Origin of the sequence: Bacillus sp. FS02 (assembly GCF_024398395.1) — a bacterium.
Taxonomy (GTDB): Bacteria; Bacillota; Bacilli; order Bacillales; family Bacillaceae; genus Bacillus; species Bacillus altitudinis.
The window spans coordinates 3479869-3497383 of the sequence record NZ_CP074101.1 but is presented as its reverse complement, the minus strand read 5'-3'; the positions used below and the strand labels follow the sequence as shown (position 1 = coordinate 3497383).

At 42.2% G+C, this 17515-nt stretch carries 18 protein-coding genes, 1 pseudogene and 1 other annotated feature; of the genes and pseudogenes, 10 read left to right on the top strand and 9 right to left on the bottom strand.

Annotation, left to right across the window (positions count from 1 at the left end):
• Positions 1 to 139: 139 nt before the first annotated feature.
• Entirely contained in the window at positions 140 to 379 is a 240-nt protein-coding gene (locus tag KFQ09_RS17990; protein WP_008343836.1) for a YqkC family protein, read from the bottom strand.
• Positions 380 to 391: 12 nt separating this feature from the next.
• Positions 392 to 718, bottom strand: a complete 327-nt coding sequence (locus KFQ09_RS17985; protein WP_046343909.1) for an iron-sulfur cluster biosynthesis family protein — start codon at positions 716 to 718, stop codon at positions 392 to 394.
• A 212-nt stretch (positions 719 to 930) separates the two neighbouring features.
• On the opposite strand from KFQ09_RS17985, the pseudogene KFQ09_RS17980 reads away from it, so the two are divergent.
• Positions 931 to 1637 (top strand): annotated as a pseudogene (locus KFQ09_RS17980) (expansin EXLX1 family cellulose-binding protein).
• Between the two features lie 17 nt (positions 1638 to 1654).
• On the opposite strand, the gene KFQ09_RS17975 reads toward KFQ09_RS17980, so the two are convergent.
• Positions 1655 to 2629 (bottom strand): bifunctional GNAT family N-acetyltransferase/GrpB family protein, encoded by a 975-nt coding sequence (locus KFQ09_RS17975; protein WP_046343913.1) that lies wholly within the window; start codon positions 2627 to 2629, stop codon positions 1655 to 1657.
• Positions 2626 to 3105, bottom strand: a complete 480-nt coding sequence (locus tag KFQ09_RS17970) for a GNAT family N-acetyltransferase (RefSeq protein ID WP_007501073.1) — start codon at positions 3103 to 3105, stop codon at positions 2626 to 2628. Before KFQ09_RS17970 ends, KFQ09_RS17975 begins: the two co-directional genes overlap by 4 nt.
• Before the next feature lie 286 nt (positions 3106 to 3391).
• Here KFQ09_RS17970 and KFQ09_RS17965 point away from each other — a divergent pair, with 286 nt between their 5' ends.
• From KFQ09_RS17965 to KFQ09_RS17950, 4 genes are all read left to right on the top strand, one after another.
• Positions 3392 to 3841, top strand: coding sequence for a YfmQ family protein (locus KFQ09_RS17965; RefSeq protein WP_046343915.1), 450 nt, complete (start codon positions 3392 to 3394; stop codon positions 3839 to 3841).
• Positions 3842 to 3982: 141 nt separating this feature from the next.
• Positions 3983 to 5215, top strand: coding sequence for a DNA polymerase IV (locus KFQ09_RS17960; protein ID WP_046343917.1), 1233 nt, complete (start codon positions 3983 to 3985; stop codon positions 5213 to 5215).
• Between the two features lie 15 nt (positions 5216 to 5230).
• Positions 5231 to 5575, top strand: a complete 345-nt coding sequence (locus tag KFQ09_RS17955; RefSeq protein WP_035702843.1) for a YolD-like family protein — start codon at positions 5231 to 5233, stop codon at positions 5573 to 5575.
• Between the two features lie 231 nt (positions 5576 to 5806).
• Positions 5807 to 7042 carry an MDR family MFS transporter gene (locus KFQ09_RS17950; RefSeq protein WP_046343919.1) on the top strand — a complete coding sequence of 412 codons (1236 nt, stop codon included), beginning with the start codon at positions 5807 to 5809 and terminating at the stop codon, positions 7040 to 7042.
• Between the two features lie 227 nt (positions 7043 to 7269).
• Here the strand turns inward: KFQ09_RS17950 and coaA are convergent, their stop codons facing one another.
• Positions 7270 to 8229: a type I pantothenate kinase gene (gene coaA / locus KFQ09_RS17945; RefSeq protein WP_008342294.1), complete on the bottom strand. Its 960-nt coding sequence runs from the start codon at positions 8227 to 8229 to the stop codon at positions 7270 to 7272.
• Between the two features lie 188 nt (positions 8230 to 8417).
• On the opposite strand from coaA, the gene KFQ09_RS17940 reads away from it, so the two are divergent.
• Entirely contained in the window at positions 8418 to 9746 is a 1329-nt protein-coding gene (locus tag KFQ09_RS17940) for a CoA-disulfide reductase (RefSeq protein ID WP_255835862.1), read from the top strand.
• An 8-nt stretch (positions 9747 to 9754) separates the two neighbouring features.
• Positions 9755 to 10177 (top strand): VOC family protein, encoded by a 423-nt coding sequence (locus KFQ09_RS17935; protein WP_230680581.1) that lies wholly within the window; start codon positions 9755 to 9757, stop codon positions 10175 to 10177.
• A 16-nt stretch (positions 10178 to 10193) separates the two neighbouring features.
• Here the strand turns inward: KFQ09_RS17935 and KFQ09_RS17930 are convergent, their stop codons facing one another.
• Both KFQ09_RS17930 and KFQ09_RS17925 read right to left on the bottom strand, forming a co-directional pair.
• Complete coding sequence (locus KFQ09_RS17930) at positions 10194 to 10970, bottom strand: SDR family NAD(P)-dependent oxidoreductase (protein WP_007501086.1); 777 nt, start codon at positions 10968 to 10970, stop codon at positions 10194 to 10196.
• Positions 10971 to 11933 (bottom strand): MBL fold metallo-hydrolase, encoded by a 963-nt coding sequence (locus KFQ09_RS17925; RefSeq protein ID WP_041091953.1) that lies wholly within the window; start codon positions 11931 to 11933, stop codon positions 10971 to 10973.
• Between the two features lie 169 nt (positions 11934 to 12102).
• Positions 12103 to 12314: a binding site (T-box leader), on the top strand.
• Positions 12315 to 12355: 41 nt separating this feature from the next.
• Between KFQ09_RS17925 and proC the strand changes: the two genes are divergently transcribed.
• Entirely contained in the window at positions 12356 to 13183 is an 828-nt protein-coding gene (gene proC / locus KFQ09_RS17920; RefSeq protein WP_008342285.1) for a pyrroline-5-carboxylate reductase, read from the top strand.
• A 39-nt stretch (positions 13184 to 13222) separates the two neighbouring features.
• On the opposite strand, the gene KFQ09_RS17915 is transcribed toward proC, so the two are convergent.
• Complete coding sequence (locus tag KFQ09_RS17915) at positions 13223 to 13714, bottom strand: DinB family protein (protein WP_050827378.1); 492 nt, start codon at positions 13712 to 13714, stop codon at positions 13223 to 13225.
• Positions 13715 to 13828: 114 nt separating this feature from the next.
• On the bottom strand, positions 13829 to 15442 hold the full coding sequence (locus KFQ09_RS17910) for a M20/M25/M40 family metallo-hydrolase (RefSeq protein ID WP_060832425.1): 1614 nt from the start codon (positions 15440 to 15442) through the stop codon (positions 13829 to 13831).
• 140 nt (positions 15443 to 15582) lie between these two features.
• Between KFQ09_RS17910 and namA the strand changes: the two genes are divergently transcribed.
• Complete coding sequence (gene namA / locus KFQ09_RS17905; protein ID WP_017367553.1) at positions 15583 to 16599, top strand: NADPH dehydrogenase NamA; 1017 nt, start codon at positions 15583 to 15585, stop codon at positions 16597 to 16599.
• A gap of 119 nt (positions 16600 to 16718) precedes the next feature.
• Positions 16719 to 17483, top strand: coding sequence for an alpha/beta fold hydrolase (locus tag KFQ09_RS17900; RefSeq protein WP_046343924.1), 765 nt, complete (start codon positions 16719 to 16721; stop codon positions 17481 to 17483).
• Positions 17484 to 17515 lie beyond the last annotated feature (32 nt).

Here is a 17515-nt window from a genome sequence, read left to right as displayed (position 1 = left end):
CTTTCTACTTTTCTCATTTTGTCGAAATGTTTGTTAAAAATGACTTTTTATCGTTGAAAAATCTCATTTTTCAAATTAGACAGTTCTCCTGTTTGATGAGATGATGATGGCACAAAAAAAGCCCTCTTCAGCAAAGGGCTTATAACACATCTGTTACGTGTTCCATATTCTCTTTTATCCAACTGACTGCTAATTCAAGCGTTGGAAATTCTTCCGTTTCAAATGTGACTTCATCTTGGAGAAGCCAGACGTCCTTTTTTACTGAATCCATTCCACCGATTGACCAGTGCAAAAGGCTATATGGATGATTATTATTTAAAAACGACACCCACGTTTTATTTTGTGCCGTATTTTGTATCACTTTCAGCTTTTGATCCACTACTTTTCCACCTTACTTTACAAGTATACCCATTCTCGGGCTGAGTATTTGTTGAGGACTTTTCAACATAAGTGTATTGGCTTTTTCATTAAAATCAATCGTCATTTCCTCGTCAAAAAACACCTTTTGTGCTGTGTGTATATATAGTTTTAAATCTTGGCTATTTTTAAGTGGTTCCCATTCACCTGTTCTTTCACTTGTTAACCAAAGCATCGGTACGCCACTCACTGCACAGCCACAACCTTCTGAATCGTAGCGAAGCAGTAACTCCTTCGTTTCGTTTCCTGTTTGCTGTTTTTCTATATATGTTTTAGCCAGTTCTGTGATGTGAATATACATGGCGAACATCCTTTTTAAATTGATGCTTACATTGTAACACATAAAACACCATAAAACATGACACACGACTAAATCCGAAAGTCACACTCTTTGAAATACACCCTCTTCTCACTAGGATTATATCTATCTATTGGCTCTTTCTGCATCCTGTTTTTTAGAATTATACTGATGACGCTATCCATTTTAAAAGAAGAAACAGGAGGTTTTAGATCGTGAAAAAAAGATTATCTCTCTGCTTCATCGGGGCGCTGATATTGATGTTGAGTTTCACTATGCCAAACATGAAAGCGGCATCTATCCTTGATGAAGTACGAGAAAGTTATGCGACTTATACGGGATCTGGTTACTCAGGGGCGCCGCTTTATTAGATCCTATTCCCTCTGACATGAAAATTACAGCTTTAAATCCCCATGACTATAACTATAAAGGGGTAAATGCGGCACTTGCAGGGGCTTACCTTGAAGTAACGGGGCCAAAAGGAAAAACCGTTGTGTATGTAACCGATAAATATCCAGAAGGAGCAAAAGGAGCTCTTGATCTTTCTCCTAATGCCTTTACCAAAATTGGCAATATGGAAGATGGGAAAATCCCGATTAGTTGGAAAATTATAAAAGCACCGATTAGCGGAAATGTAGCTTACAGAATAAAAGAAGGTAGCAGTGAGTGGTGGGCTGCGATTCAAGTGCGCAATCATAAATATCCGGTTATGAAAATGGAATATTACAAAGATGGACAATGGGTGAACATGGAAAAGACAGACTACAACCATTTCCTTGGCTTTCATATGGGGTCTACATCTCTTCCTGTTCGAATCACAGATATCCGCGGGGTCATAGTAAAGGATCAATTACCCGCTCTTCCGTCTACTGCTGCTTCACAGGCCTATATTGTAAAAGGCAATGTTCAGCTTCCTAATTAACGAGGAGAAGAGGCAGCTTATTTAAGAGCTTCCTCTCTTCCTTCTCTATCCCAGCGATATGCCTCATTTTCTATTTCTTTTATGATTTCATTCTTTCCTGCCATATAGCTTTGTATATCTTCCGGATACTGATTTGCTAATTGTTCCTTGACAGACGCATACGCTACAGCTCGTTCTGGGTGGACTCTTAAGTAATCTCGAAACAATAAATGTCTTTTCACATCAGGATGATTTCTTTCATAAACATGGACATGATGCGTACGATTCAAGCCACCCTTTTGAAAAAAACGTCTCCCTTTTATACCATTTTCACCGAGCACTTCGTATCCAAGGTGTTCAAATCTCTCTTTTTTCCTATCAATCTCTTCTATATCGCTTACTTCTATTAATATATCTATAATTGGTTTGGCAACAAGTCCTGTAACTGACGTGCTGCCAATATGGTATCCTTCTATCCAGCTCTTTTGAATGATTTGCTTGAGTCGCTGCTTTTCTTGACGGAATTCTTCATGCCATTCTTTTTTGAATTCGACAACCTCAACCTTGCGTCGCGGTGTCCATTTCATTTTTGATAGGGTGAGCTCTTTTGCCACATGAATCACATTTGTTTCAAAAAACCCCAATTTTTCATATAGCCTTTTTGCAGGGGTGTTTTCTTGCCCTGTGGTCAGTTCTATCGGGACATTCTTCTCCATAATTGTCGACATAAGTCTTGTTCCAATACCCTGCTTTAGCGCTTTTGGATGCACAGCCAATCGACTAATGATCAAACAATCTTTCAGCTCTTCATAAGAGGCTACACCTAATAAGAGATCATGTTGCTGAAAACCAATAAATTGCTCTTTTGCTTTCATGACATCTTGAATGGTCTCTTTTAATGGCGGAAGATCAGCATAACCAATTTGTTCAGCTTCTTGTTGGTATGCAGCTAGTTGAATATGTAAGATCTGCTTTGCTACATCACTTATTGTGTGATCTAAATGAACAATCATTTCATCGCCTCCAGCTTCTTCACAAATAACACACGGTCTTCATGAATGCCATCGTAATCTGAAAAGACTGAGATGCCATCTACTGTTTTATCTCCCTTTTCTATCTGAAACCCGAGTTTTGTATGATAAGCAATGGAGACTTTATTGATAGGAGCTGTGACAGCTTTAATTGTTGTTCTTCCTTCCTTTTCAGCCGCTTCATAAAAAGCTTGATAGAGAATTTTACCTATCTTTAATTTACGGTGATCTGGGTGGACGCCAACAAAGTGAATATAGGCTTCATCCGAATGAGATTGTGATAAAAAACCAACCAAAAAGCCGATCAGCTCTCCCTTTTCAACGACAACAAAACTTGTTTGCTGGAAATGTTCAAAAAAGAGCTTTGGCAATTTTGCACGCAAATCTCTGCCTCCCCACCAGCTTTGAATGACGGATGTGACTGCGTAAAAATCTGACGGTTTCACTTGACGTATCATGATGGCCTCGCCCCTTTTCCATTTTGGCTTTCCTTGCTTGAATCGTTTTTTTCTCAAAAATATGATTGTTTCAATAGTCTACCTGTCTGATCAAATGATTGTAAAGACAGTATGCCCGTCTTTTTTCATGTTCACTTGTTGGTTCTTCGTCTTTCAGCCGCCATCTCCTTTTAAATCTTCACACTTATTTCAAAAAGTTCACTTTTTGTGCGAAAGTTTCATTCATTTGTTATGTTAAGATGGTTCATATAGGAAATGGTACAAATGTTTATTGGAGATGATGAGATTGGTTTGGGTTGTTATTTCACTTGTTGTGTTTAGTCTTTTAAAGCTGCTTGTCACCTCTTTGCCTTCTGGTGTTGTTGAGCGCCTTTTTAGCCGCTACGCCGTACATGCTAAAGTAACAAGTGAGCAAACAAATATTACTTTTCAAGGTCGTTCGCTTGATAAGCAGCGAGCAGCTGAAGTCATTCAACATTTTAATGATGCGATCTTTATTGAACGCTATTATATTTACCCTGGTGATGAAGAACGCTTTCTTCATCCGAATGAAGGGCCAGCGCCGCTTACTATGCAAACAAAGCATGGGAAACATGATGTCACCCTTTATCTGTTCCATTATGATGACCATGTGGATGTGGTTCGGCAGTTTACACATAAGCCAAAGAAAAAGCTGATGGCTTATCGTCTGCGTTCTGAACCGCTCCAAACATTCCACAACATGGCACATGCCTAACAATCGTTGCAGCAGACGAGACGAAGTGTTCACCACTTCGTCTTTTTTGTATGGACAGCTTTTGAATGATTTACCAGTATGAATTTCACCTCATGTTGTTTACAATAGATATAGAACATACGTTCTAAGAGGTGAAGTACAATGAATGAACGAGCCATTCTGCTTGTGGATATGCAGTCATTTTATGCATCAGTTGAGAAGGTGGAGGCGCCTCATTTGAAGAATGTGCCGCTCATTGTCTCTGGAGATCCAGAACGAAGAAGCGGAGTCGTTCTTGCAGCCTGCCCTCTCGCTAAGAAACGTGGCGTACAAAATGCATCAAGGTTATGGGAAGCACAGGAGAAATGTCCTGAAGCAGTGGTCGTACGTCCACGTATGCAGCGCTATCTCGATGTCTCTGTCATGATTACAGAACTGCTTGAACAATACACAGACCTTGTCGAGCCATATTCAATTGATGAACAGTTTCTTGATATTACAGGCAGTCTTACACTCTTCGGCTCTCCACATGAGATCGCTCAACATATACAAACAACGATTATGAACCAGACTGGCATTTACGCACGTGTGGGCATCGGCCCTAATAAAGTGCTCGCTAAAATGGCCTGTGACCATTTTGCCAAAAAAAACACATCCGGCATCTATGAACTGAGTGCCGACCGGGTTGCCGCTGATTTATGGCCGCTTCCAATTGGGAAATTATTTGGCGTCGGCAAACGAATGGAGCATCATTTGAAACGAATGGGCATCAGTACCATTGGCACACTTGCTGCTTATCCGTTAGACCAATTAAAAAAACGCTGGGGAATCAATGGGGAACTTCTGCAGCGAACAGCTTTAGGACACGATCCCTCCCCAGTCACTATTCACACACATGATCAGCAAAAAGCCGTTGGGCATCATATGACCCTTCCCCGTGATTATGCATCTTTTGAGGAGATCAAAGTCGCTCTTCTTGAATTGAGTGAGGAAGTCGCTAGGCGGGCACGTTTTAAGCATTATCTCGGTCAAACGGTGTCTGTTGGTGTAAGAGGGGCCGATTTTTCACATCCAACAGGCTTTCATCGACAAATGAAGCTTCATTCACCGACACAGTATGGCTCAGATATTGCAGAGGCAGCGATTCAGCTATGCCAGCAGCACTGGGATGGCCAGCCCATTCGCAGTGTAGGCATTACCCTCTCACAGCTGCAGCCTGACAGCCACTATCAGCTGACTTTATTTGATCATCATTTGAAGAAAGATCAACTCAGCAAAGTATTTGATGAAATCCATCTGAAATATGGACCTGCGGCATTGCTGCATGCTTCGTCACTGACAAGCGCAGGGCAGGCATATCACCGCGCCGAAAAAATTGGCGGGCATTACAAATAACGGAGGCGAACAAGCATGAATCCCAATAAATTAACACCTGGATACAACATCATGTGGGAATCAAGCCGAATGATGCTACCAGAGCACCGGGAGCAACTACTTGCTCAAAAACGAAAGAAAAAAGAATATACACCTCTACCGCTCAGCTCCGATCAGCTAGAGGAAATGAATGTTTTGATCACACAGTCGATTACCGAGGATCAAGCGATTTGCGTGACATATGTCTCATCCGGCATGAAAGCACAGTTTTGGGGCTGGGTGAAAGCCATTCATTATGAAACACGCCAAATGACAATCGTGAATGACGAAGATGTTCTAAACCTTTCCTTACATCAAATTATTGCCATCGATCTCAATTGATTTTCGCAAAACGAAAACATGATCATTGAAAAACACGCTTCGTTTTTCTGAAAAAATTATGATCCATCAAGGCTTAAAACCTTGAAAACGAGGCATATGCTCTTCGAATGAACGGAACGGTTCAAGCTTCTCTGTCATTTGACGGATGACTCCTCCATCAAATTGTGTATTTAATTTGCACAATTTTTCATGTATGATTGGAACATCTTACAAACTCAGGGGAAACACAGCATGAAAAATAACTTACGCACTTTACATCCACTTAGTTGGACGATCATCATCGGCACGATATTTGGCCGAATGGCGACATCCATGAGCATTCCCTTTTTAGCCGTTTATTTGACACAAGTCAAAGGCGCCTCAGCCTCTTCAGCTGGATTGATCATTGCCGTCAGCTCTCTTATTGGGATTGTTGCGAGTTTTTACGGCGGCTATGTTTCCGACCGAATCGGCAGAAAAAAGGTCATGCTTTTATCCATCTTTGGCTGGACACTTGTCTTTGTTGGCTTTGCGTTTGCAGATGCCATTTGGGTCTTCTTTTTTATGAATGCTTTAAATGGACTGTGCCGGGCGCTGTTTGAACCAACGTCTAAAGCACTCTTATCCGATGTCACCCCATCGAGCATTCGGTTGTTTGTCTTTAACTTACGGTATACGGCCATTAACATTGGTGTCATTTTCGGCCCGCTGCTTGGCTTATATCTCGGGTCATCAAAAACGACTTTTCCATTTCTCGTCGCTGCCCTCATTTACTTGTTGTACGGGTTAACGCTGGCATGGCAATTTCAAAAGCACCCAGTGGCTGCTCCAGAAAGCACCAAACAAATCGGCGTTAAAAAAGCTCTTTCCATTATTCAGAAAGATACGGTCTTTAGCATCATCCTCATTGGCGTTACTTTATGTTCATTTGGCTATTCACACCTAAGCTCAACACTGCCTCAATATTTATCGGCATCCCCTATGATTGAGGATGGCCCTAAACTGTTTGGGTATCTTTTATCCTTAAACGCAGTGGTTGTCATTGTCGTTCAGTACCCGCTGATTATGATCGCTAAGCGCTATTCAACGATTTTGTCGTTAACGACTGGGAACGTGCTTCTAGCAGGCAGTTTGTTTGCCATTGCTTTTTCACAAAGTCTCGGTACGCTTGCTTTCATCATTGTCGTGTTTACGATTGGTGAAGTGCTGCTCTTTGCGATGATGGATCTGTTTGTAGACAATATTGCAAAACCTGAAGTGAAAGGGTCATACTTCGGCGCAATGGGGTTTTCTCAGCTCGGCAGCGTCGTCGGACCGTTTGTCGGAGGATTGTGTATTGACTTATTTGGCGCAGCCCATCCCCTTTCTATTTTTTCAGTCTTGGCGATTGTCACCGCTGCAGGCGTTCCATTTTTATTCATCGGATACTACCGCCTAAAAAAACGAACGGCGGCTGCCGTGGCTGTGAAAGTAAGAGGAGGTCATTAAAAAACCGCTCTCAATTGAGCGGTTTCAGCGTGTAGACAAACCCTCGCATTCTTTGTCAGTCCTGCGCGCTGGTACTCACGAATGTCAAATTCGCTCCGTAAAAGTAGCTGTCCTTCCTAGACTTCAAAGGTTTTCTATCACGCTGAAAAGAAGACAAAGGGCTAAAATAAAGTTCATTTTAGCCCTTTGTCAACAATCTAAAACCGCTCTCAATTGAGCGGTTTTCTTTATACCCTGCGGATGGCGATCTCTTCCACCTTATGCTGATCGCCTTTTTTTAAAATCAAATCGGCTCTATATTTTGTCGGCAAAATATTTTCATATAAATTTGGCCGGTTCACTGTATTCCAAATCGTGCTTGCCATCTGATCTGCTTCTTCATCCGTCAAATCTTTGTATTGATGAAAGAAGGATTCAGGGTCTTGGAAGGCTGTTTCCCGCAGCAAACGGAACCGTTCTTTATACCAGCATTGAATTTGCGTCTCAGCGGCATCTACATAAATCGAAAAATCGAAGTAATCTGATACAAACACGCGCGGCTCATCCTTCAGATCATCCAGTGCCGGTGATTGCAACACATTGATCCCTTCAATGATGACAATATCTGCATCTTCTACTGTTTCATACACCCCTTCAAGACGGTCATAGGTCAGATGTGAATATACAGGTGCATGCACAGTTTGTTTCCCTGATTTTAATTCATTTAAAAACGAAAGTAGCGCTTTAACATCATAGCTTTCCGGGAAGCCTTTCTTTTCCATCAGCCCCCGATCTTTTAACTCTTTTTGAGGATACAAAAAGCCGTCCGTTGTTACGAGACTCACCTTCAGCCCATCTCCAAGCCTAGATAAAAGCGTTTCAATAATACGTGCTGTCGTGCTTTTTCCGACGGCCACACTTCCTGCAATCCCAATTAAAAAAGGGATTTTCGCATGATGCGGGTAGTTTAAAAAAGCATTGACATGCTGATTTTTTTGTTTTTCTGCAAAGACATGTAATGTCAGAAACCGAATAAGCGGTATGTAAATATCTCGAACTTCTTCTAGCGATAAGTAGTCGTTTAATCCTTGAAGTGCTCTCACTTCTTCTTCTGAAACAGATACCGGCATATATTCTCCAAGAGCGGCCCATGCCTCTCTCGTATGGCGTGTATATAATGTATTAAAATCTAGTCGTTCGTCACCCAAAGTCTTTCCCACCAATCTAAACTAAACTCATAACCAAAAAGACGATAATCCGATTGTAGCTTAAAATGAAGGCGCTGTCTTTATTTTTCAACGAAAGTTTGCTTCTTTTGCGAAAAAAAAGCATTAAATAAAGGAAAATGAGGGTAAATAAGAGTATTCAGTTTGATAGATAGAAGGGAGCACACCAAATGAAATATGTGATGATTGGCGGAGATGCAGCAGGAATGAGCTGCGCTATGCAAATATATAGAGAGGATCCAGACGCGCAAATTGTAGCTTTTGAAAAAGGAGAGATTTTCTCATATGGACAGTGCGGACTCCCCTACTTGATCGGCGGTCTCATTGATCATCACAGAAAACTCATCGCACGCAGCGCTGACACTTTTCGTGACAAATACGGAATTGATGCCAGATGCTTACACGAAGTGATCTCAATTGACCCGGAGCAAAAAACAGTATCGGGTATTCATTCTAAAACAAAAGAACCCTTTACAGAAACGTATGACCGCCTGTTAATTGCGACAGGAGCAAGCCCCGTCACACTTGATCTAGACAGCCATTCATTAGAAGGTGTCCACGTATTAAAAACAATCCCGCATGCGCTGTCTATTTTAGACAATCTAAAAAAAGACGTCACACATATCACGATTATCGGCGGAGGATATATCGGTTTAGAAATGGCAGAAAATTTAAAAGGGCTAGGCAAAGACGTTCATATCATTCAGCGGGGTGCAACACTTGGCCCAGGCTTTGATCCCGATATGGCAAAATATCTGAAAGAAGAAGCGGACAATCAAGGCATTCAAGTAGTACTTGGTGAAACAGTGCAAAAGTTAAAGGGCAAGAGACATGTAACAGCTGTTCAAACAGACAAACAGACCATTGAAACAGATATGGTCATCATTGCCGTTGGCGTCACTCCGCAAACATCCTTTTTAGACAGCACAGGAATTCAGCGACTTCAAAATGGTGCAATTGTTGTGAATGAATACATGCAGACCAATGTACAAGATATCTATGCGGCGGGTGACTGCGCAGCAACCTACCACCGTATCAAAAAGGAACTGGACTATATTCCGCTCGGTACGACAGCAAATAAACAAGGAAGAATCGCAGGCTTTCATATGACAGGAACAAACCGTGCGTTTCAAGGTGTAACCGGCACAGCGGTGATGAAATTTATGGACGTGACAGCAGGGCGAACAGGTTTATCAGAGAAAGAAGCAAAAGACGCGGGCCTTCCTTTCTCCACCATCACCATCGACAGCACTGACCACGCTGGATATTACCCAAATGCAGAGAAGATGAAAGTGAAACTGATTTACAGAAGCGATGATCACACCTTGCTTGGCGCACAAATCATCGGTAAAGAAGGTGTTGATAAACGAATTGATGTCATGGCAACTGCTCTTTATCAAGGGCTGACTGTGACAGACCTTGAAGATTTAGATATTAGCTATGCCCCTCCTTTTAACAGTGTATGGGACCCACTTCAGCAAGCGGCAAGACGAATATAGAAAAAGGAGTGAAGCCATTGACCATTCAACAAATTGCTACTATTGAAATTCCTGTGACTAATATCCCCCGGGCTGTCTCTTGGTATGAACAGATTTTAGAGATGATCGTTCTACATCAATCAGAAGAAGCCGCCATGCTCACTTTTACTCATGGCGAGGGACCTTCTTTTTATCTCGTCAAAACAAAACACGAGAAACGAATCTACTTTATGAACTCTTTTACAGGAGTTCGGCATAGTATGATCGATTTATTTGTGAAGGATTTAAAAAACTTTCACCAGTATTTAAGCGAGCATGAAGTGACTGTATCGGATATTCAAATATTAGCTGACCCAGACTTAGGCGGTTTTAGCTTTGAAGATGTTGATGGCAATGTCTTTGGCGTCACCAATATTAAGCCCCATCAAACAAAAAAAGAAACCAGCCTGTGACCGGTTTCTTTTTTTGTTATTTTTTCATCATCGCTTTACGTGCTGCTTTTTCAAATAAAAACGGGAATAATTGATACAACTTACTGCCAGCATTCATCCATCCTGGTAAATTAATCTCTCTTTTTTTCGTCATCATGGCGGATACGACCTTCCCTGCTACCTTGTCAGCACTGAGCATCATAAAATCAACATTTTTCACATATTCACCACTGCGGTCTGCAATGGTAAAGAAGTCTGTGGCAATCGGTCCTGGATTGACGGTTGTGACATGAATTCCGCTGTCTGCCAGCTCCATTCTGAGGCTGTTTGAAAATCCGAGAACCGCATGCTTTGATGCGGAATAGATGGCGGATTTAGGGGTGGCAATTTTGCCTGCCTGTGACGCAATATTGATAATATGTCCCTTCCCTCTTTGTTTCATCTCAGGAAGGACCTTTTTTGTGCAGGCAATTAAACCAAAGACATTGACCTCAAACATCGACACCATTTCCTCAATGGATGCGTCCTCGACGAGATCGAACACACCAAAGCCGGCATTGTTCACCAAAATATCAACAGCACCCACTTGTTGATAGGCTTGATCAATGTCCTCAAGCTGACTGACATCAAGCTGAACGATGTGACATACGCCGCCAGCACTTATAATCTTTTCTTTTACACCTGTGAGCTTTTCAATTCGTCTTGCCGACACAATGATTTCTGCTCCTTCGGCTGCTGCCAAGTACGCCATCTTTTCACCAATACCGCCTGAAGCACCTGTAATCCATATTCTCTTTCCTGTTAGTCGCCCCATTTATTTCACTCCTTCAATTGCTCGATAGTAGAGGGTTCCGTCTTTTTGCACTTCTTCAATATGTCCAGCCGCTAAAAGCACATCAAGCTGCCCGACTGTCTCAGACATTGTCAGAAATAATGCTTCTTCATACAGGCCTGGAAATAAGGTGCGACAAAGATGAAAGGCGGTCATTTCCTTTCGTTGAAGCAGCTGATACATCGTATTTGCCCGTTTTTCCTGTTTTTTAAATCTTTCTTCGATCAATTCGTGATGAGAGGTAATGAGCTGGCCATGCCCTGGATAAATCGTCTGAATGGGCAAATGCAATAAACGCTTGAGTGATGCTTTATATTGAAGCAGCGATTTTTGACGTTCTGTTCCTTTCACCGGTGCTTCCATTAACGGATTGGAAGAAATGGTCGTAAGCAGCAGATCACCGCCGATGAAATTCCCTGTTGTTTCATCTAAAAAAGAAAGATGAGATTGTGCATGTCCTGGGGTCTCCAGCACTTGGAAATGCTCATGTCCCTTCAAACGATCACCTTCTTTTATGACGTCATCGACATGTGCCGTACATGAATATGTATAGGACTGCCTCACCATTCTTTCACACTCACCTTGACGAAGTGGGACACCTAACTGCTGAAAAAAATCATTCATAAAATGGATTTGACGCTGTTTAAACGCTGCATCCTGACTAATATAGGGCTCATTCAACTCGTGTCCGATGACACGGACATGAGGTTTCATCAGATCTAAAAGACCGACATGATCTGCATGATGATGTGTCAAAACCACTTGATCAATATCATCTATTGATAAATGATGTTCCTTTAATTGCGTGACAAAGGCATGCTGCGCCTCTTGTGTCATCGGTCCGCAATCGACTAAGGTCACGGCATCGCCTTTTAATACATATGCATGGACATCCCCAACCGCAAACGGTGTGGGGATGGATAATTGAATCATTTCTTCTTTCACTTTTAAACGTCATCTCCTGATTTTTGTCTCATAGATCATCTGAACTCACTCTTCTTTATTCATTGTATCTTGCAAAGGGCAGACTGTCATGCGGTTTAGATGGTCAATTTTTTTATCTCTCCCTATTGACACAAACTTGTCCATCGTTGCATAATGAACAACAAATATAAGATGCGCGATGACAAGGATTAGTAAGCAAAATAATGATGCAAGAGAGTGAGGTCCGCCGGCTGTAAGACTTCACCATCCTCTTATTTGCTGAACCTGCCCTTTGAGCTGTTAGGCAAACCTAAACGTTTCCCGCGTTAAGGGACTAGAGCTGAGTATGTATGATTGCATGCTAATTGAGGGTGGTACCGCGAAAAACCTTTCGTCCTTTGCAGACGAGAGGTTTTTTTATTTTCTACAAGGAGGAGCAGCTTATGAGTAAAATTGGATTTATTGGTGCAGGCTCAATGGCCGAGTCTATGATTAAAGGTCTTTTAAAGAGCGGCATTATGTCAAATGAAGATATCATTGTCACAAATAAAACAAATGAAAAACGATTAGAAGAATTACATGCACGTTATGGAGTCAAAACAGATTTCGCTCGTTCCTTTATTTATGAAGAAGCCGATATGCTGGTGTTTGCTTTAAAACCAAAAGATGCGGAAAGTGGCATTTCTGAAGTAAGGCCCCATTTAAATGGACAGCTGATTATTTCTATTTTAGCGGGCATTTCTATTGAAACCATTCAGCATTATGCTGGCGCAAAAACGGCGGTGGTTCGTGCCATGCCAAATACATCAGCGGCCATACAACAATCAGCTACTGGCATTGCTGTCAGTGATGAAGTCACAGAGGCGCAAAAGGAAAAAGCAGTTCAGCTGTTTGAAACGATCGGTCATGTGACGGTTTTAGATGAATCACAGCTGAATGCGGTCACAGCCATTGCCGGCAGCGGTCCTGCCTTTATTTATCATTTGATTGAAGGAATGGAGCGAGGTGCATCGGAACTTGGGATGGACCAAGAGACAGCGAAATTGCTCATTTGTCAAATGATTGCAGGCGCTGCAAATATGCTTCAGGATAGCGGTAAGGAACCTGCTGAATTGCGCAAAGAAATTACGAGCGAAGGTGGAACGACAGAAGCAGGACTTAATACCCTTGCTTCCTATCAATTTGAAGAAGCGATTGTCGATTGTGTGAAAACAGCGACAAAACGCGCAGCAGAATTAAACGACATGTTTTCAGCGAGTACGTATAAGTAAGTGAGTGAGAAAAGCACCTGCCTTGATGACAGGTGCTTTTCATCTATCACTCGATGCTCTCATGGACATGATGGCTTTGATTTGATCGAGGTGATGAATTTCATGTAAAGCAATGGTTTCAGCTAAAATTTGGACTGTCATCATCCCTTCTTCAGGATGGAGACCTGAAAAATCCCATGTATCCTTTTCTAATCGCTGTAGTGTTTTGTTTCTGCTCACTTTTAAGCGCTCGATCAATGCACTGACCTCTTGTGCGGTATACGTTTCATAAGCTCTTCCCTTCACATATATCTCTGGATCATATGATGCGAAAAGCGTGTGCTCATTTGATATTGCCTGCTCTATCCGCTCTGACCAGACTTCTTCTGTATCATACAAATGTCCAACAATTTGTTTAATCGACCACTTGCCTTCCCCAAAAGATTCATCTAATGTAGCCTCATCACATGTCCATACTAACTCCTCAAGCTTACGCAAACTCTCATGAAGTGATCTCATGATCTCTGTTTTTGTTAGTACTCCTGTTTTCACTCTCACAATCCCCCTTCAAATATATGTAAGTATTATTCTATATCATACTCTATTTCTTTAGACAGAAGGTGATTGATATCAAGAAAAGCCCTATCATGACGATAGAGCTTTCACTTAATTCTTTTCTAATAAAGCATGAATTGTTGATTGTAAGAGCGACGGCAAAACGCCAAAAGAGAATGGGACATGCAGCCGTTCTGTCCATTTGTGCGCATCCTTTCCTAATGGACCAACGTTGATGACAGGAACGTTAAGAGCTTCTTTTTCTCCTTGTGGTAACGAGTAGCCTTTTTGGTATAGCGGCATGTTGGCTGTATAATCGTCTATATCTTGATTTTCAAGCTGTAAGTAGCTTAAATCAGATAAACCAGGAAAATATTTGACTTCTTCTACTTCGATTCCATAGATCTCTTTTGCTTCTCTTTGAATCTTCTTTAAGGTCTTTTGAATATGCAGATCGCTTGTTGAAGAAACAGATGGGTAAAATGGCGGACTATAAAACAACACAATCAGTGCTCCATCTTCCTTACAAAGGGTCGTCAGTTCTGATACAATTTTGGTTGAAAAATCACGATCCCCTAGCTCACCCCGGTTGGCAAAGGCGTAGTTGACAATTCGCTCGACCTCCTGCTTGCCGGATCGTTCAGCAGCTTTTTCGTACAGCTCATGATACGTTAACACCGTGATGTTTGTATCGATGGGTGTAAAATGTTTAAAGCGTTGAAATGCAGCGGTTTTCTGTTTGAGATTGGCTTCGATTTGGGCTGCTGCTTGTTTCGCAGTTTCATAGAGGAGCCCGTGAAGCTCTTCACTAGAGCGGTTCATCATCAGCACATTAAATAAAGAAACAGCCGTGTGAGGCGTTTGAACAGAGTAAGCTTCTTTCAAATCCTTTTGCATCAAATTGGTCGGAGGCGGTGTCACTTCACCATCTACTTCCTCACAATAATCACTATTCAGTTCTAACAGCCTGTTTAATTCAGATACCATAAAATTTGCATTTAATCCTGAGAAGGGCTCACCTACATGTGTTTCAATTCCTTTGCAGAAAAATCCCGCAAGTACCTTCCCTATACTACCTGTATAGATGTATTGGTGCGCATCCCCGGGATACTTTTCAAACATCGGCTCACTGTTTAAACACGCGGTATACTCAAGGTCATACTTCTGCTTGAGCTCCTTTAGTTTCGGAACAGCCTCCAGCATTCCCTGTGAATTCACTTCTTCATCTGGCACTGTGACGAGCAGAATATTTCCTTCAAACCTCCCCGCCATCGCTCTTTCTAGCATGGAAAGCTGGACAGTCAGGCCTGCTTTCATATCCATGGACCCTCGTCCAAACAGCCAGTCACCTGAAGCTAAATCCTCTCTTGCCCTTTTTGGAAGAAGTGCACTTTTTTGAGAAAAGGACGCCATTAACTCTTCGGGCTTACACGCCATATTTTGAAATTCTCCGTAATCCTCTGTATCGACGACATCAAAATGACTGAGGAGTAAAACAGTACGTGGCAGCGTACTTCGTTTGACAAGTGCCGTTAAAAAATACCGGCCATCTTTCATTGGATGCAAAGCCAAGTGATCAGGATGCTGCTCAAAATATGGACGCTCCCTCAGCAAGTAATATAAATATTCCGCTAATGCGACTTCTCCCGTTGTACCAGATATGCTTTCATACTGCATAAGAGCTGTGAGTAGCTCCTTTAGTTCACTTTCCGTTTGCCATTTCATCCGTTTATCCCCCTTTGATGTCCATATCTTTCATTATACAAAATCATGTTCAAAAGCTATATGGTTTGAGCACCTTTTATGACGAATGTTTGAATGGCTGTTATAATCGGCTATACCATTCTATGAGGAGGCGAAGGTAATTGGAAACAAAGCTTTTTTCACCTTGGACATTAAAAGGTGTCACACTCAAAAACCGCATCGTCATGTCCCCGATGTGTATGTATTCATCCTATGACCGTGATGGAAAATTACAGCCTTTCCACTTTGCACATTATATTTCCCGTGCGCAAGGTCAGGCCGGATTAATTATGGTCGAGGCAAGTGCTGTTTCACCTGAGGGAAGAATTAGTGATCAGGACCTCGGAATTTGGAGTGATGAGCACATTGAAGGGTTTGCCTCATTAAACGAACAAATCAAAGCGTACGGAACAAAAACGGCCATCCAGCTAGCCCATGCAGGACGCAAGGCTGAGCTAGATGGTGACATTCTTGCTCCATCCAGCATTCCATTTGACGAGCAATCTAAAACACCTCTTGAGATGTCTATCGATCAAATAAAAGACACAGTTCAGGCGTTTCAAGATGCCGCTGTCCGCGCCAAGAAAGCTGGATTTGACATCATTGAGATTCATGGTGCGCATGGCTATTTGATTAACGAATTTCTCTCACCGCTTGCCAATCACCGGACAGATGAATATGGCGGTTCACCAGAAAATCGTTATCGCTTCTTGAGAGAAGTGGTTGATGCAGTCAATGAAGTGTGGGATGGACCATTATTTGTCCGTGTATCCGCTTCTGATTACACAACAAAAGGACTAGATATTGCAGATTATATTGGCATTGCCGCATGGCTGAAAGAGCAAGGAGTCGATCTAATTGATGTGAGCTCAGGTGCTGTGGTGCAAGCCAGTATTAACACATTCCCCGGCTACCAAGTCACCTTTGCTGAGAAAATAAGAGAAGGTGCCGGCATCCAAACAGCCGCTGTCGGTATGATCACATCTGGTATACAGGCCGAAGAAATTTTACAAAATCAGCGTGCTGACTTGATCTTTATCGGCAGAGAATTTTTACGGGATCCGTATTTCCCAAAAACAGCCGCTAAAGAGCTTCGTACATCCATCGAAAGCCCGCGCCAATACGATCGTGCTTGGTAACATCTTTAAGCAAAAAGGTGTCTATTTTTTGAAATAGGCATCTTTTTTGTTTTTAAGAGAAACATCTTTGCCTTTTGTGCCGTCTTTTAGCTAAAGAACCACTTAGAGGAGATGGAAGAATGAACTCGGCATTGATTGAAAGAACGTATCATATAGATGGACATCACTTTTATACAAGGCATCGTCAAGGGAAAAAGGAAGCCACCATTATTTTTGAAGCAGGATATGGAATTTCAGGCGATACGTGGGCGAATATCGCTCGTGATATTGACCCAGAGCTTGGTGTTTTCTTATATGACCGTTTAGGCAATGGAAAAAGCAGCGAAAGCAAAGAAGGAAGAACTTTGCATGATCTTGCGGATGATTTAGATACACTCTTACATCAAGCCAATATTCAGCCGCCATTTCTCATTGTGGCGCACTCATTTGGCTCTCTTGTCAGCCGCTTATGGGCAAGCCGCAGAAAAGAAGATGTTATCGGTATGGTCCTTCTAGACCCAGCAAGTGAGGAGCAAGAGCAGGTCATTCTGCCGCTCTTATCAAAGGAAGAACGCACTTCATATATGACGCAGTTCACAGCAGAATGTACACATGAGGACTTTGAGCAAATGCTGCGTACGACCAAAGAGGAGCAAACGCATTATGGGATGATGCCCCTTCTTGTCATTTCATCAGGCAAAAGCCGCTTGTTTCATCCAGCACATGAAGCTTGGCTCAGGCTTCATAAACGAATGCTCACATTGTCATCCCAAAGCGGATGGATTCAGGCGCAGAACAGCTCGCACTATATTCATCACGATGAACCACATATTGTGCAGCTTGCGATTTATGATGTATGGTGTGCAGCAAAACAGCCTGCCACTTATTATCAAACAGCCAACTAAAAACAAAAACTCCTTGACCGGACATCAGTCAA